The sequence below is a fragment of the Tunturiibacter psychrotolerans genome, from assembly GCF_051013365.1.
GTDB classification, from domain to species: domain Bacteria; phylum Acidobacteriota; class Terriglobia; order Terriglobales; family Acidobacteriaceae; genus Edaphobacter; species Edaphobacter psychrotolerans_A.
The window spans coordinates 2,939,690-2,955,486 of record NZ_CP132941.1 but is presented as its reverse complement, the minus strand read 5'-3'; the positions used below and the strand labels follow the sequence as shown (position 1 = coordinate 2,955,486).

General features: G+C 55.4%; 7 protein-coding genes. 3 read left to right on the top strand and 4 right to left on the bottom strand.

The window, feature by feature from the left end:
- Positions 1-3,489, bottom strand: coding sequence for a carboxypeptidase regulatory-like domain-containing protein (locus RBB76_RS12295; protein ID WP_433963552.1), 3,489 nt, complete (start codon positions 3,487-3,489; stop codon positions 1-3).
- Positions 3,490-4,341: 852 nt separating this feature from the next.
- Here RBB76_RS12295 and RBB76_RS12290 point away from each other — a divergent pair.
- The 3 genes from RBB76_RS12290 to RBB76_RS12280 all read left to right on the top strand — a co-directional run bounded on the left by RBB76_RS12290 (position 4,342) and on the right by RBB76_RS12280 (position 7,853).
- Entirely contained in the window at positions 4,342-4,662 is a 321-nt protein-coding gene (locus RBB76_RS12290; protein WP_429631749.1) for a rhodanese-like domain-containing protein, read from the top strand.
- Between the two features lie 127 nt (positions 4,663-4,789).
- Entirely contained in the window at positions 4,790-5,710 is a 921-nt protein-coding gene (locus RBB76_RS12285; protein WP_429631751.1) for a family 2A encapsulin nanocompartment shell protein, read from the top strand.
- The gene (locus RBB76_RS12280; RefSeq protein ID WP_429631753.1) at positions 5,697-7,853 is read left to right on the top strand and encodes a family 2A encapsulin nanocompartment cargo protein cysteine desulfurase; all 2,157 of its coding nucleotides are present in this window, start codon (positions 5,697-5,699) and stop codon (positions 7,851-7,853) included. The genes RBB76_RS12285 and RBB76_RS12280 overlap by 14 nt, the downstream gene beginning before the upstream one ends.
- Before the next feature lie 218 nt (positions 7,854-8,071).
- Here the strand turns inward: RBB76_RS12280 and RBB76_RS12275 are convergent, their stop codons facing one another.
- From RBB76_RS12275 to RBB76_RS12265, 3 genes are all read right to left on the bottom strand, one after another.
- Positions 8,072-10,648 (bottom strand): glycoside hydrolase family 3 protein, encoded by a 2,577-nt coding sequence (locus RBB76_RS12275; protein WP_429631755.1) that lies wholly within the window; start codon positions 10,646-10,648, stop codon positions 8,072-8,074.
- Between the two features lie 118 nt (positions 10,649-10,766).
- Positions 10,767-12,527, bottom strand: a complete 1,761-nt coding sequence (locus tag RBB76_RS12270; protein ID WP_429631756.1) for an MOSC domain-containing protein — start codon at positions 12,525-12,527, stop codon at positions 10,767-10,769.
- 128 nt (positions 12,528-12,655) lie between these two features.
- Complete coding sequence (locus tag RBB76_RS12265) at positions 12,656-15,751, bottom strand: prolyl oligopeptidase family serine peptidase (RefSeq protein WP_429631758.1); 3,096 nt, start codon at positions 15,749-15,751, stop codon at positions 12,656-12,658.
- Between the last annotated feature and the right edge of the window lie 46 nt (positions 15,752-15,797).

Genomic DNA, 15,797 nt, shown 5'->3' with positions numbered 1-15,797 from the left:
CTAGAACTGGAACTTGCCGAAGACGACCAGCACACGTCCGGAGACAATCGCGCCTTGACCGGTTCCGTAGATACTGGTGGGTGAACTGACCGTAGAAGTGATCAGACCGAAGCCGCTTCCGCCCGCATTGCTATTGGGAACGGCGAGGTTGGTGTGATTCAGCAGATTGTATGCATCGGCACCAATATCGAAGTGTGTATGCTCCGTCACAGGTATTGTCTTAGTGAGCTGTGCTGCAATGGAAAAGAATCCAGGTCCCCGAAAACTGTTAGGAGCAGTATTGCCAAAGTCACGTTGGCCACCTGGGTTGGAGGCTGTAACGGCCGATGCGAATTGACTCGTCGTCAGGCAAGCTGACTTCGCTGCAGATTTACCGCACGACGTGCCGATAGCCCTTTGATTTAACGTGTCGGCTAGGACTAATGTGCTGCTGGGAAAGTTGTTCGTCTGGCCACTAGATACCAGGCTTGATTGAATTAAGCTGTTGGTAACGGAAAATGGACGACCGCTATAGCGATAGAGTTTGCCTCCCACTGTCCATCCGCCTGCGGTGGCGTTGAGGAGCTTCCCTCGCAGTTTCGGCTCGGTGTAGAGCAAGTCCGCTTCTAGATTGTGGCGAGTATCGAAGTTTGTTGGACCGTAGGAGCCTGCACTTTGCGATTCGTTTCCCTGGCTAAAAAGCACGGGGTTGAAGATCGTACCGAACTGCAATGCGTGACTCCACGTGTAACCGATCTGGCCTTGAAGGTTATGCGCAAGAGCGTGCCGCTCTGTGACGGTGATGCCCTCGTAGTTCGAGTATCCAGCGTTGGATATCTGCGTAACCGTCGAGAAGCGAGGGTCGGGAGCAGATGTTGGCAAGCCTGCGAATCCAGTCGGATAAAGAGAGGCGTTGGATGAATATGCGTTGGCCGCAGCATTGCTAAGCGGTTCGTCGTATCCACGATTGCCGCTGTAGGAGAAGCTCACCACATCGTGGTTAGTCAATGGCTGCTCCACTTCCGCACTCCATTCGAGAACCTTAATTGTGCGAAAGAGGTTGGGATTGACATAGAGCGTAGGCGTCGCAAAAGTTGTGCCAGCAGGAACAGCCGCTCGAAGCTGTGGCAACGTAGAACCCTGCGCAAAGCCTTCCTGAAAGACCTGGTTGGAGGCCGCTGCTGCTGCCTGAGAGCTGCCGGGGTTATCGGTAAGACCAACGGTGCCGCTGCTTACGGTTGGCGAGAATTTATTGGGAGCATTCCCGAAGACGTTGGCAGTAATACTGCCCTGAATCGTATTTGCGAAAAGCCCAACGCCACCCCTGATAACGGTCTTTCCATCACCCAGTGGTGAATAGGCAAAGGCAAATCTCGGCTCCGTTACGATACCTTCGAAGTCTCTGAAGTCTTTGTTAAGCCCAGTCTGCAGCGTTGCATTGTAGGGAACGGAGAGGCCTGCCTGATAAGCCGGTGTAAGGAATGCCGTATTCGCGCGGGAGAAGCAATTTTCTTTGCACGAAGGATTTCCCTGCACCTCAAAGCGAACGCCGTAGGTAAGATTCAGATCTCTGCGTATCTTCCACTCATCCTGCACATAAAAGCCGAGTGAGTTGAGTCGAGTATGAACGGTTTGAAGCAGGGGAAATGACTGTGTATAGGCACTGCCTTTACTCGTACTGTTGACAATGCCTACTGTAAAGTCGGTCAGGTCGCTGAAGTTATAAGTCCCGACGACTGACCCGCTTGCGATACTCGAATCTGAGATGCGATTGTTGCGATCATTTACACCAGCTTGCAGCGTATGCCGCCTAACACTCCACGACAGGTCGTCGATGATGCCAAGTTGTTGGCCGCGTCTCCCAACCGGAAGGGATGGTCCGATTCCTGCGAACCCAGTCGAACTATTTGTCCCGGTTGAGCTTGTAGGGCCTCCATTGGTCGTATTGCTTCCGTTGGCGCCTCCATCGGCAAAGCCAAATGCAGTAGGAAGGTCGGTCTGTGCCAGGTTGAAGTTGGCTGGCCCCGTAATAGCGGAGTACCAGTTGCCGTTAAGAACGAAGTTGTTCACCAGATTAGGAGTTATGGCATAGGTGTAATTCAATTGCGGAATAACCCAAGGCTGAACACTTTGCCGGTTATAGACAGGACTGATCGGGCTGGTGAAGCTGGCCTGTGTTCCAGCATCGCGGCTGATGCGGAAGTAGATCTTCTGTTTGTCGTTGATGCTGTAGTCGAGACGACCTGAAATGAAGTACTCCGTATTGATGCTCGACGCAGTGGTGCCGAAGGCGACTGCGCAGGGAGTGTCTACACCGAATCGAGGGCCGGAGTTCCCGTTAACATATGTCCCGGTGAACGTCTGTCTACCGCAACCAAGATGACCGCTGCTGTCTTGTAAAGGAAGGTTCCCATTTGTCACCGGAACAGCGCGTCCGACACCTGGGGCCGAGTTATAGAGTTTGAAGAGACTCTGATAGATCGGCAAAGAGGATGCGGGTACGTGGCTAAGAATGTACTGCTGTAACGCCGGTGACGGCAGTGAAACAACACCGCTCGAAGGCAGGGCATAGCGCAAGCCTTCTGTGTTCACGAAGAACGCAAGTTTATCTCTGAGAACGGGGCCGCCGACCGAAGCAGCGTATTGGTTTGCTACCGATCGAGCGCGAGGCGTGTTGTTCAGTTTGTTGAAGTAGTCATTGGCATTCAGGAATTCGCCGTTGTAATTTTCGACCAGGTTGCCATGGAATTGGTTAGTCCCGGACTTGCTGATGTAGTTCACCTGAGCGCCTGCCTCGCGCCCGTACTGTGCGCTATAGGCATTGATTACAACCGCAGCTTCAGCGACATCGTTGGCCCCCAGCGTGTTATTACTGGCTCCTGATTTGTTATTCAGGTTGTAGGGCTCAACAATGTCAGCTCCATTCATTGTGAAAAGCACAGAGTTGAAGGGCAGGCCGTTCACATTGAAGTTTGCATTTCCTCCCCCGACATTGAGACGCAGTCCTGGCGTCGTAAATGCGATATTTGTAATATCGCCGCCATTTACTGGAGTATTTTCGATATATTGCTGACTGTAAGAAGTGACCTGATTCCCGTTCTCGGTTTGCAGGAGTGTTGACGCGGTGGTTACATCGACAGACTGCTGAACGGACTGCACCCCAAGCGTAATGTTGACGGACTCCTCTTTGCCGACGAGAAGCTGCACGTGGATCGGTGCCGAGGTCAACCCTCCACTATCGCACGTAACGGTGTAGTCGCCAGGTTTCAGGAATGGGAAGCGATAGTCACCGGAGTCGTCCGTCGTTGTCGTACGGACTGCCTGGGTATCGGTTTGTGTGATCCGAACGCTAGCGTGAGGAACGAAGGCTCCGGATGAGTCGGATACAGTTCCGACAATCGTGGCGCTCGTAAGCGTCTGTGCAACGACTTCCTTCGTAAAGAGAGTGAACAGCATCGACAGAATCAGTGCTCTGGTGAAATTAGGGATCATATAGGTTCTCACTGTCACGCAAATCTCGGAGATGACACGTTGGTGTCGAAGTATGTCTTGCGAATAACCTGAGGACTTTCGCAAGAAGGCGTTGCGCTTAGGCAGTGGCCCGTAAACAACGCGACCAAAGAGAGAAGGATTCGATCCGCATAGCGTCACGAACTAGGTGTTTTCGCGACACGCGTAACACCTAAAAATTGCAACGAGATCGCGATATGTGGCGCGATGCAGTTCGATCGAATTAGGTCAGTTGGACAGGGATGTTATGCGCGACAACAACAACAGCGAGTACCGGCACATAAGGATGAGCCGGACATCTCAAGCGGTTGTGTTAGGTAACGTCGTCGCATTGGCAAAAAGATATCACATATCTGAATCTTACGGAGCCAAAATTATTCGCGGACGAGTTAGTTCAAGCAAGTCTGGTTGCTAACTATCTTAGTAATCAGAGGTAGGGCGACAACGATATTGACCAACTTCTTTGCGACAGGTGCCCGGTCACAGACACCGAGCTCACGATCGCGGGGAACGGACTCCAGCGACCAACCAACCCTCGGTCTCCAATTTTGCCCTCGGCACTAAGGGAAGTTTTTACGACTGCCTCCACGGATAAGTGATCCCGGAGCATTCGTCGCATCAACAGCTTACGTTGGAGATTTGACGTATGCTAGACTTCCTCTATGACCTTCGCTACCCAGATGACCGGATGTTGTACCGCCTGTATGTGCGGTATCCGCGTGTCTTCTGGCATGAGGCGATTGCAGAGCTAAATCAAGTTTAGTTTCGCAAGCACTTCAATATGACCCACCGCCAGGAGACCGCTGGCAGGTGGGTTTTGTTTTTTGGGGTAGTCAACAAGGAGAAATCACAGTGAGCGTTCCGGAGATTCAAGCTGAAGAACTTAAGCAACGCCTCGATCAGGGCGACAATTTGTTCCTGCTGGATGTGCGCGATGAGTACGAATACGAGATATCCAATATTGGGGGCCACCTGATTCCTTTGGCCCAGCTCTCAAAGCGTTTGAGCGAGTTGAATGCAGGCGAGGAGATCGTTGCCGTCTGCAAGATGGGACCGCGCGGGGTGAAGGCTGTTGAATATCTCCAGCAGCAGGGTTTCAGCAAAGTTTCAAATCTGCGCGGGGGAATTCACGCCTGGTCGGACAAAGTGGATCACAAGGTCCGAAAGTACTGAGCACGTCTGACATGGCATCAGGCCAAGCCTGATTTTCCTAATCATGATGCGCGTCGGTCTGCTTTTCTTCTCCGTCTCAGGTAGAATTTCTGGGCAATCTGTAAGCGTTACACAAAGGAGCCTCTCTGTGGCGGAAACGACGACCCGTACCTCTCTCGGCGAACAAGGTGCCTACCAGTTAGCCAACGTGACGAAAACAGCTCCGATTTATGGGGCAGTTACGCCAAGATGGCTTGTGCGTCTGCTGGATTGGAAACCTCTGGAGGCTGGTATCTTTCGCCGGAACCGCGTCGTCGAGGAAAAGCCGATCGAAGTGCTTTGCGGTCATGTGGATGAGTCGGAGATACCTCAGACCTATGCCGAATACGAGACCGTGCCGCGCGAGTACCGCCTGAGCAGCATCAATGCTCTGATCAACGTCCAAACCCGCATTGGTGACCTCTTCAGCAATCCTTACGATCAGGTCCGTGAGCAGTTGCGAGTGACGATCGAAGGCGTAAAGGAGCGGCAGGAGAACGAACTCCTGAACAACGCAGACTATGGGCTGCTGAACAACGTTCCCGACTCTCAGAAGATCTCGACCCGGAAGGGCTCTCCTACGCCGGATGATCTGGATGAGCTGTTGACGAAGGTTTGGAAAGAACCGTCCTTTTTCCTCGCCCATCCGCGCACGATTGCAGCCTTTGGCCGCGAATGCACGCGGCGCGGTGTTCCACCACCCACCGTAACGCTCTTCGGCAATCCATTCCTCACATGGCGTGGTCTTCCCCTCATTCCGACTGACAAGATTCACGTTACCGGGAAGGTGCCGAAGTCGAAGATCCTTCTCATCCGTGTGGGAGAGCGCAAACAAGGTGTCATTGGTCTCTTCCAGCCTGGTCTGACGGGAGAGCAGAGCCCAGGTCTTTCGGTGCGCTTTACGGGAATCGACAACCGTGGACTAGCTTCCTATCTGATTTCGCTCTATTGCGCGGCCTCCGTTTTGACGGACGATGCGATCGCGGCACTCGAGAACGTCGAAGTCGGGAACTACCATGAGTACAAGTGATCCAGCCCGACTTTTCATAGAGCCGGATACGGACCCGCGAACGGCAGCTCCTCTCCACTCTGAAACGTTGCCACTGGGTGTGCTGGACCCTGTAGCGTTGGCCCGCATGGCGAATGATTTTTTTACCGCGCTTCCCGACTCACTGGATGTGCCATCGAGCCCGCTACCTGCCCACGCATTGCCAACGGATCTCCCCCCGTCAGGCTCAGTTCCAGCGACCGCACCAGCCGCTCCCCCAGAGATATCCCTTCCATCGGACAAGCACTTCTCCGGTCTTCCCGCGAGCGTTGGGCCAGCCTCCTTTTCTCCGGTGACGGCACCGGCGCAAGCGACACCTCCGGCCGTACCGGGAGTGATTGGAACCGCGGTCTCCGATTTTGCCACAGAGGTCCCATCGTTCTCCTTCCTACAGGATGCCCGCCGCATCGTCAGCGATCGGAATGCTCTACTGGAAGGGCCAAACCCCAGGGTGAATCCTATCCAAGCGTTCGTGCCACAAACCGTTTTGGCAGGCGCGCTGCCCAACGATTTCAACTACGATTTGCTCGCACAAGCGAACCCGCAATCGCAACCTCGAGCGAGTGGGCTACCCAGCACTCGAGGCTTTAGCGACTCGGCTCCGATGCCTGCATTTTCGTTTCTTGAAGAGCTACGCCCTTTGTTCTCCTACCCTCCCTCCGTCCCGGGCCCACTGCCCGCAGCGTTGGAGACCGATCCGCTTATAAACGCTTCGCTGCCCAATCTCGAGCTGCCTCAAGAGTTCAGTAGATCGCCCGATCTCACCGAGTTAGCAGGATACGGCTCGTTGGGATTCCTTGAAGGCAATCGCAATCTCGATTTCGCCGAACCCGCGCATCACCACCAGCCACTCGGCATAGAGACGGATGTTCCGCGCGACCTGAGTCTTTCCTCTTACCCTTTCGACGCAGAAGCCATCAAGCGCGACTTCCCCATTCTTCGCGAACGAGTGAACGGAAGACCTCTAGTGTGGCTCGACAATGCCGCCACAACTCAGAAACCGCAGAGCGTCATTGATCGGCTGAAGTATTTTTACGAACACGAAAACTCCAATGTTCACCGTGCTGCACACGAGCTTGCGGCACGAGCAACGGATGCCTATGAATCCGCCCGCGAGAAGGTTCGCCGTTTCGTCAACGCATCTTCGACACGCGAGATCATCTTTGTGCGCGGAGCGACAGAAGGTATCAACCTTATCGCCCAAAGCTGGGGACGGCGCAATGTCCAAAAAGACGACGAGATCGTCATCACCTGGCTCGAACATCACGCGAACATTGTTCCATGGCAGATGCTCTGTTCAGAGAAAGGAGCCAAACTTCGCGTTGCGCCCGTGGATGACAGTGGACAGGTGCTGCTCGATGAGTACGAAAAGCTGCTTGGACCAAAGACCCGTCTCGTCTCCATCACGCAGGTTTCGAACGCGTTAGGCGTTGTAACCCCAGCAGACAAGATGATTGAAATCGCCCACCGTTATGGCGCAACGGTTCTACTTGATGGAGCGCAGTCGGTCTCCCACATGCGTGTGGATGTGCAGGCGTTGAACTGCGACTTCTTCGTATTCTCCGGCCACAAAGTCTTCAGCCCAACCGGTATCGGCGTGGTATACGGCAAACCCGAAGTTCTCGAATACATGCCGCCCTGGCAGGGTGGTGGAAACATGATTCAGGACGTGACCTTCGAAAAGACCCTCTACCAGGAACCTCCGCAGCGCTTCGAGGCAGGCACCGGCAACATCGCCGACGCTGTCGGGCTCGGGGCTGCTATCGACTATCTGGATAGGGTAGGCATGCACAACATCTCGAGACATGAGCATGAACTGCTCGTGAAAGCTACGAACGAACTCACTTCCATTCCCGGGCTGCACATCATCGGAACGGCGAAGGAAAAAGCCGGGGTGCTGTCGTTTGTGCTCGACGGCTTCCGCACTGAGGAAGCCGGCGATTACCTCAATCGCAACGGCATCGCTGTCCGCTCAGGCCACCATTGTGCACAACCCATTCTGCGCCGCTTCGGGCTGGAGAGCACGGTTCGTGCCTCGTTGGCTCTGTACAACACTCATGAAGACATCGACAAGCTTGTGGCAGCGATTTGGAATTTGCGTCTGGGACGAACGTCGATTACCTGATCCCGTTTCAGGGACGAGGCCATGTGGGCCGACGTCCTACACGCCGGGATTGCAAACTTGCGTTCGAAGTGGCTAACCCACTTTATGTGTCACGTATCTCGTTACTAAATCCAAACTGCCTTGACGTGCTAGTCGTTCAACTCCTTACTATCAAAACACGCTGTCCCAGCTGATGTGTCAACCTACATCGCGCCGCACATCGCGGCAACCGCGACGGTCTAGTCGCTAACGGGTATTCGGAGTGCGTGGTCAAGTTGCACTACGGTCTTGGCGAGAATTGTCTCTGCGGAGCTGCCGAGCAGAAGAGTGTAAGAACCGGCATCGGCCTGCCATTCGCCGGTTGACGGATTGAAGTAGGCGAAGCTGCGCGGATCGAGTTCGATGGACAGATGTTTCTGTTCGCCCGGAGCGAGCTCAACCCGGAGATATCCCTTCAACTCTTTTGCAGGGCGCGGAAGCGATGGGTTGTTCTGCGAGAGGTAGAGCTGAGCCACAGTGGCCCCGGGTACTTTGCCGGTATTGCTGACGTCGAAGCTTGCTGTTATGTGGCCGGTTGCGCTCGATTGCGTCGTAAGGTTCGACATGTTGAAGCTGGTGTAGGAGAGGCCAAAACCGAAAGGATAGAGAGGCGTCGTGCGATTGTGCTCGTAGCCTCGATACCCGACGAAGATGCCCTCCCGATAGACGATCTTGTTTGTGCCGGGATCAGGGTAGTAGTGAGCAAAGCTTGGGTTATCGGTGATGAGTCGCTCCCAACTAATGGGAAGGTGGCCGGAGGGGTTGACGTCGCCAAAGAGTAGTTTTGCGAATGCATTTCCTGCCTCTTCGCCCGAGTACCAGGTCGCCAGGATAGCGCTTACCTTGTCTTTCCAGGGAACTACATCCACACTACCGCCTGAGGTGATCGCGACAACGGTGTTCTTATTCACTGCGGCGACCTGCTGGATCAATTGCTGTTGACCGAAGGGTAACTCGAAGGTGCGATCGCCCCCCTCTGACTCTTCGGTGTTGTTGAATCCAACCGCGAGAACTACCGCGTCGGCCATCTGTGCGATCTTGATTGCGTCTGGATCCACGATGGTCGCGAGATCTGCGATGCCCATGCTGACCCCAATGGAAGAAGCTCGACGCTGCGAGTAGACTTCGAGGACTACTTTATGCGGGGCCCTGGTCAAGTCCATCGTGGTCTGGTTGAGGATGTACTTGGGAAGTGTGGTGTTGTCGAAGACCAGGCGATCATCGAAGTAAAGCCGGAAGCGGCCATCGGTGTGCACAAAGACCGCGTGGGGCCCAGCTTGCTGCGGCGTGAAATATCCTGTCCAACGATCTGATTCCTGGGGAACTTTAAAATCAGAGCCTTTGTGGCTATAGAAAGCGTTGATCTCCTGCGGCTCCGGTCTGCGATGGGTGGCGCCGGGAACGAAGACGACTGGCTCGACCGTGGTTGACTGGACTTGTCCGTGAAGGTTTGTCTGTGAGTAGTGTTCGACTGTGAGACCGGGCTGGCCGCCGACGCTCGCGGTCGTGAAATGGGTGAGGAGCGCTAGCTGGTCCACGGTGTACATCCCCCGAGAGTAGAGGGTCTTCTTTGTGTCCCCAAGCGCATTGCTGATGCCGGTAATGAGGTTTGTGTTTGCGAAGCTGACGACTTCGCCGCTGCCGCCACCGGTGGTCAATGTCTGCGCTGCGGTGGGTCCTATTACAGCGATCGTCTTCACCGTCTCCTTGTTGAGCGGAAGAAGAGCTGAGGTGTTCTGCAGCAGAACAGTGCCTTCCAGGGCAGCTTGCAACGAAACCTCGCGGCCTTTGAGATTGTATCGGGGAATGCTGAGGTCCAACGCTGGATGATCGAGCCAACCGAAGGTGGCGGCGAGGCGAAGGATGCGTCGGACCTTATCATCGAGCGTAGCCTGAGAGACTGTTCCGTTCGCTAATAGCGGCTCTAGTTTTTCTCTAGAGAAATACTCCCCAAAGGGCATCTCGAGATCCAAGCCAGCATTTGCTGCTGCGGCTGTATCGTGAACAGAGGTCCAATCGGACATCAAGACTCCAGGAAAGTGCCACTGCTGCTTGAGAACATCGAGGTCAAGACTCCGATTCTGGGTCATATGTTCGCCGTTGGTGATGTTATAGCCATCCATCACGGCACCCACATGAGCTTGTTTCACAGCGGCCTCGAAGGCCGGCATGTAAATCTCGCGGAGCGAGCGCTCATCGATGACCGAGTCAGTTTCGTATCGCAAATACTCCGAGTTGTTTCCGAGGTAGTGCTTAACCGTTGCCGATACACCCTGGCTTTGAACACCACGGATGTAGCCGACTGCGGTTCGCGCTGCAAGGAAGGGATCCTCGCCGAAATACTCGAAGTTGCGACCGTTCATGGGCGCACGGTAGATGTTTACGCCTGGTCCGAGCAGAAAGACCGCGCCTCGTGAACGAGCGTCGCGTCCCAACTCTCGTCCAAGCCTCTCAGCGAGATCGGGATCCCATGACGCGGCAAGGCCAATGCCACCGGCGTAAGCAATGGTGGGAGCCGGAATGTGAGCACCGACTGGTCCGTCGGCCATCTGAAAATAAGGTATGCCCAGCCGAGGTATGGCATGCGTGCGAAACGGAGTGTCGCCACTGATAAGGTCGATCTTCTCTTCCAGCGTCATTCGTGAGAGCAGATCGTTGACTCGAGACTCTATGGCGCGATCATCCGCTCTAAGCGCCTGTGCAGAGGCGAACCCTACTAAGCACAGCAACGAGACAAAATGCGCGACGGTTCGCACTGCGCGAAGTTGGCGATTCACCCAAGAGCTCCTTTTTATGAGGAAGGTCGTGCAGCACTTGATTGACAAGGTACATCTCCCGCTGCTGGCCAATTATTCCACAACGAACGAGCACTGCCAGTCATACTTCGCGATACCGTCACAGGTCCACGACTAACTCGTCGTTTGGCTGGCAGCAGCAAATAAGAATCTGGCCGTCGGCCGCGGCCTGGAGCGGTTCAAATTGATAGTGCACGGTGCCGGAGATCAGGCTGGTCTCGCAGGTGTGGCAGACGCCGGTGCGGCATGCCCACCTCACGGGAACGTCACAGGCCTCAGCTAATTCGAGCAGACTTTGAAATTTTTTGTCCCAAGCGACGGTAAGGCCGCTGCGCGCAAAGGAGACAGCCGGCCCAAGTCCTCCCGGTGCGGCGGGCGGGTGCGGTGGTCGAGCGGGTGCACCGACCACTCCCGGCGTCATCGATCCAGCGGGACCAAAAGTTTCCGCATGCACGCGTGCGGCATCGACTCCCCAAGCGACGAGGCCGGCGGTTAGATCACTTATAAACGTTGTCGGCCCGCACAGATAGAAATCGGCGGTGCGGGGCACCCCTAACTTTTCGATTGCGGCCACATCGAGGCGACCCGGCGCGTCGAAGTTTGCACCCAAACGGTCAGCCGGAAGCGGCTGGCTGTATCGAATATGGCATCGTCCGTGCTGCAGACGTTGCAATAGATCGCGTGACTCCCTATCGAACGGATGATCGTCGGAGTTTCGCGCGCCGTACAACCACCAGACTTCACGTTGCGAGGATTCGGCGGCGAGGCTGTGCAACATCGCCAACACCGGAGTTGCTCCCACCCCGGCGCTGAGCAGGACGACGGGGCCGTCTGCTGCGAGCAGTGTAAAAGTGCCTCTGGGTGCGCTTACGTCGAGCACGTCGTCGCGTTGCACTTGAGTATGTAGATAAGTGCTGGCTGCGCCATTTGTTTCGCGCTTGATGCTGACGCGGTAGTAGTCGGCATTTTGAGGACCGGAGAGCGAATAGTTGCGCAGCAGCGGGGACACGGACTCGTTCGGATGCAACCGAAGGACTACGAACTGTCCCGGCAGAGCCGGACTTAGTGCTTGCCCGTCGGCTGGCGTAAGAACGAAGGAGAGCACACTGCTACTTTCGTGGTTTATGTGAGAGACCCGCAGCTGGCGGAACCCTGGCCACGCTGGTGGTGGTTCGTGCGTCGATGCAAGTCCGGCGTTGCCCGTCGATAGCCCAACCTCCTCCTTTTCGAGCATGGCTCGAAAGGATGTCTGCCATCCGGGGCTCAACGCTGAAATATTCAGCGCGCGTCGTAGTTGATCAGGAGAATGGCCGGAAAGATAGAGCAACGCATCGGCTTCAGCTACGGTCATGTGCATCGGACCGTCCGCAACCTTGACGATCTGGTCCTCGCTCCCGACATCACCTTCTTCCAGAATGCGAAAGTAGAAGCCAGGCCTGTGATGCGCCACGAGGAGCGATGCCATACGAGGTTCGTTCATGCGAATACCGACGCGGTAGCAAGTAACGCGTGGCTGAGTCACCTCGAAGAGAGCGTTCCCGATCCGATATCGATCTCCAATGCAGACCTCATCATCGGGGAGACCATCGACTGTGAAATTTTCGCCGAACTGTCCAAACGTGAAATCGCTTCGCCCGAGTTGTTTTTCCCAATAGCGGTAAGAGTCTATTTGGTATACGAAGACTGCGCGATGCTCGCCCCCGTGACCTGCAAGATCGCCCTGACCATCGCCTTCAATGTTAATCCGTCGCACGAAACGCCGCCCTTGAACGGGACTCTTCCATATCCCGGTGTGGACTATCTTTCCTTCCCACTCGATATCGCGTGGGAGACCGACGTTCACTGATAGTAGTCGGGCCATTGGATCACCTCTTGAGGATGCGATTCAGAATATCTTGCAGGTGCTGTGGCTGCCGTTCATTTTGACCAGGAGATAGAGCCGTTGGATTTTCAGTTAGGCAATAGGCTTTGCAAGGAGATGAATCGTTCTTAGTGGACAGGTAGCGATGAGACGACATTGAGTGTAATTTCGTTCGACTGAACCACTACATTCTTGTCTGCGTCTTTACGATACACACGCACGGTGTACAGCCCCGGTTGGCCGAGGTGTACAAGTTTCGACAGATGAGCCGTCTGAACCACGGTTTCACCCGGCGGGACGTGATCCACGGTTCGGAAGTCTGAAGCACCTTGGCTGTTGGCAATGTTCTCTCCCATCAAGCGACCTGCGGCGTTGCGAATTAGGAAGATGAATGAGAACTCCGGATTGTCCGTTCCCGGACGATGGTCAAACAGAATTGGATGATCTGAAACATTCGTCAAAGTAATTATCACGCGTGCATCCTCGCCTATTTGTAACTTGTTCGCGAGAGTACTGATCGAAATTGCGAACGATCCTTGCGAGATGCTCTGCGGCGAAGGCACCGTCCGCGGCTGCGGTAGCGGTACATTTAGTGGTGCCGTTGATGGGGTAACAGTTGGCACTATCTGCGAAATCGTTGTGTTTGCTGTCTGGGAATTCGGTTTGGCTGTTGACATTACAGGTGTGCCAGGCGCGGCAGCGGGCGTGGTCTCGGGTGTCTTTACAGGGCGCGGGTTCGACTGCAAGGCAGGAGCAGGAGGTGCGATTGCGGGGTGCGTGGGCGTGCTGGATAGAGACGCAGGGGCCGGTTGAACCGAGGGCACCGAAGATGCGCTCGTCGTAATCGCGGGCTTGGCAGGCTGCGGTCGCGGCTTCGCCGCATCTGGCGCAGTCGATGCGACCGACCCAGATGAAGCAGGGACGGGTTGCGGCTTTGTCGGCTCAGGTGCGGCCGCGAGCGTGGCAGGCTGCGTTGAACCTGGTGCATACCGGTTCATCTTCGTCCACTTGTCGCACCAGTCACCGATCGACTCATACCAAAGCCTTGCGTTCTGCGGTTGATCTTCGAGATGTCCGGCATCGGGAAGATTTAGCATCCGGCTTTGCACATTCAGCCGTTGTAGCGCGGTATACAGCTGTTGCGACGCCGATACGTCAAGCCGGTTGTCGCGCTGCGAATGAATTACAAGGGTCGGGGTTTTCGCGTTTTGGATCGATGGCATCGGCGACCACGGCACACTCTTCGCATCTGTTGAACCGGTCGCTCCGTAGGTCTCTGGATTGACCATCCCATCATGCGTCACGACGCAGGCGAATCGGTTGGTGTGCGTTAGGATCCAGTTCGCCATGAAGCCCGCGCCTAGCGTGCACTCGCGCGTCTTGTCAATGAAGCTGTAGTGCTGCTCGGCATAGTCGAGTCCTTTTAACAGGTCTGAATAGACTTTCTCGCCCCACTCGCCGTTGAGCCCGTCTAAAAGGGCCTGTCCGTATCCTGTGGATCCGCGAGGGTTCACCATGACAACCACATAGCCGGGAGCTGCCATCAGTTCGGGGTTCCATCGATAACTCCACTCGTCCCCCCACGCCTTATGGGGGTCTTCGTGAATCAATAGCTTCACTGGATATTTTCGCGAAGGGTCGAACGCGGGCGGCGGGATCAAAAATCCCTGCAGCTTCGTGCTATCTTGCGCTGCAAACCAAAAAGGTTGCATTTTCTCAAGCGCGACTCTCTCGAGCAACCCATCGTTCAAATGAGTGAGGGCTTCGGACGTAACTGGCACTGCACGATCTACGAGTGGGTTTGTCTTATCTTCCGCCAATGCCAGCTTCAGGCCGATCTTTTGTTGTTTCATCTCGGGCGCGTCATCTGTGAAGATTCTGAGACTGGTGCGAAAGATCTCCGCCGGCCTCTCAACCTTCATAGAGGTCGATACGAGCCACGATCCGTCGCTTGAAATCTGAAGTCCGCCGGATTCGGATTTCGTTTGTGACACGAGCAGCGTGAGATAGCCCGTCGGCATGGGGACGTAATGGATCGTGTCTTCATCTGCCACTGCGACGGAATAGATCTGCGTCTCACCGCGGTCTTGGGTTGCAAAGAAGATGGAGGCCGAATCGGGCGCCCATGTAAACTCGTCGATACTGCGATCGAAGTTTGGCAAGCTGTCGCTGATTGTCCCCGATCGGCGATCGAGGAGCTTCAACTTGAACTGATCGTCCTTTTGTCCGGCGTGCGCCTGCGAACGAAATGCCAGCCACTTTCCGTCCGGCGAGTATGCCGGAGAATCGTCGGTCCCCGGGAAGGTAGAGAGCTTCACGGGCCTCGCAGCCGCATCGTTCAGTCTCAATACAAAGACATTGTTGTTCGTGCTTTTTTCCGGAGAGTTGTCGGGATGGTCGACAAAAACAACCTCTGTCGAATCCGGTGCCCACGCATATCCGACTGTGGAGCTCAACGCAGATACCTCCGCGTCACCAACGCTTCGGCGGGGAGTCAGGTCGCGTATCGCATTGCCACTCGTGGCAAACACCACAAGCATATGGGTGCGCTTGGATCCTGGAGCGGAATTCTGATCCGCGCGGGCAGCGTGATCCGAGGTTTGCGTCTCGACGGGATTGGCGACCACCTTGTCCTTCGCTTTGTCGCAGGCGTCTTCCGCAGGCCAGGCCGCTTCGTCGCTACACTCCGGGTATACGCGCGATGTAAACAGAATCCTCTGGGAGTCCGGTGACCACCTAGCCCCATCGGCCCCTGTGATTATGTTCGTCAGGCGCTTCGGTGTACCAGGCTTGCCTGCCGTGTCGTCCCAAGACGCAACAAATATCTGCGAGCGATTCGTCTCTCCGTCGTTTGCGATAAACAGCAACATCTTGCCGTCGGGTGAAAACCTGCCTCTATACTCTCCGTCCCTGCCGGATGTGATCTGACGCTCACGGGATCCGGACACAGTGGCGGCGGTTGTGCCTGTCAGCGGGACCACCCACAGATGATTCACTATCGAATTGCTATTGAGATCTACCTCTGTCGCGGAGAACATCACCCATTTGCCCGACGGAGAGATTTGGGGATCGCTGACTCGCTTCATCCGCTCCAAATCCACGAAAGTCATGGGCCGTTTCGCCGCCGACGTGGCCGATGCGGTGCCGATCTGGCACCTACCCCAGGCCGAGGCGCCAAAGGTCGTTACGACCAGCAGGACAACTCGGATTACTCGGTTCCTCATCGCGCCACTTTACTCCTCGTTTTTGCGGAGTTTGATTACACGCGCG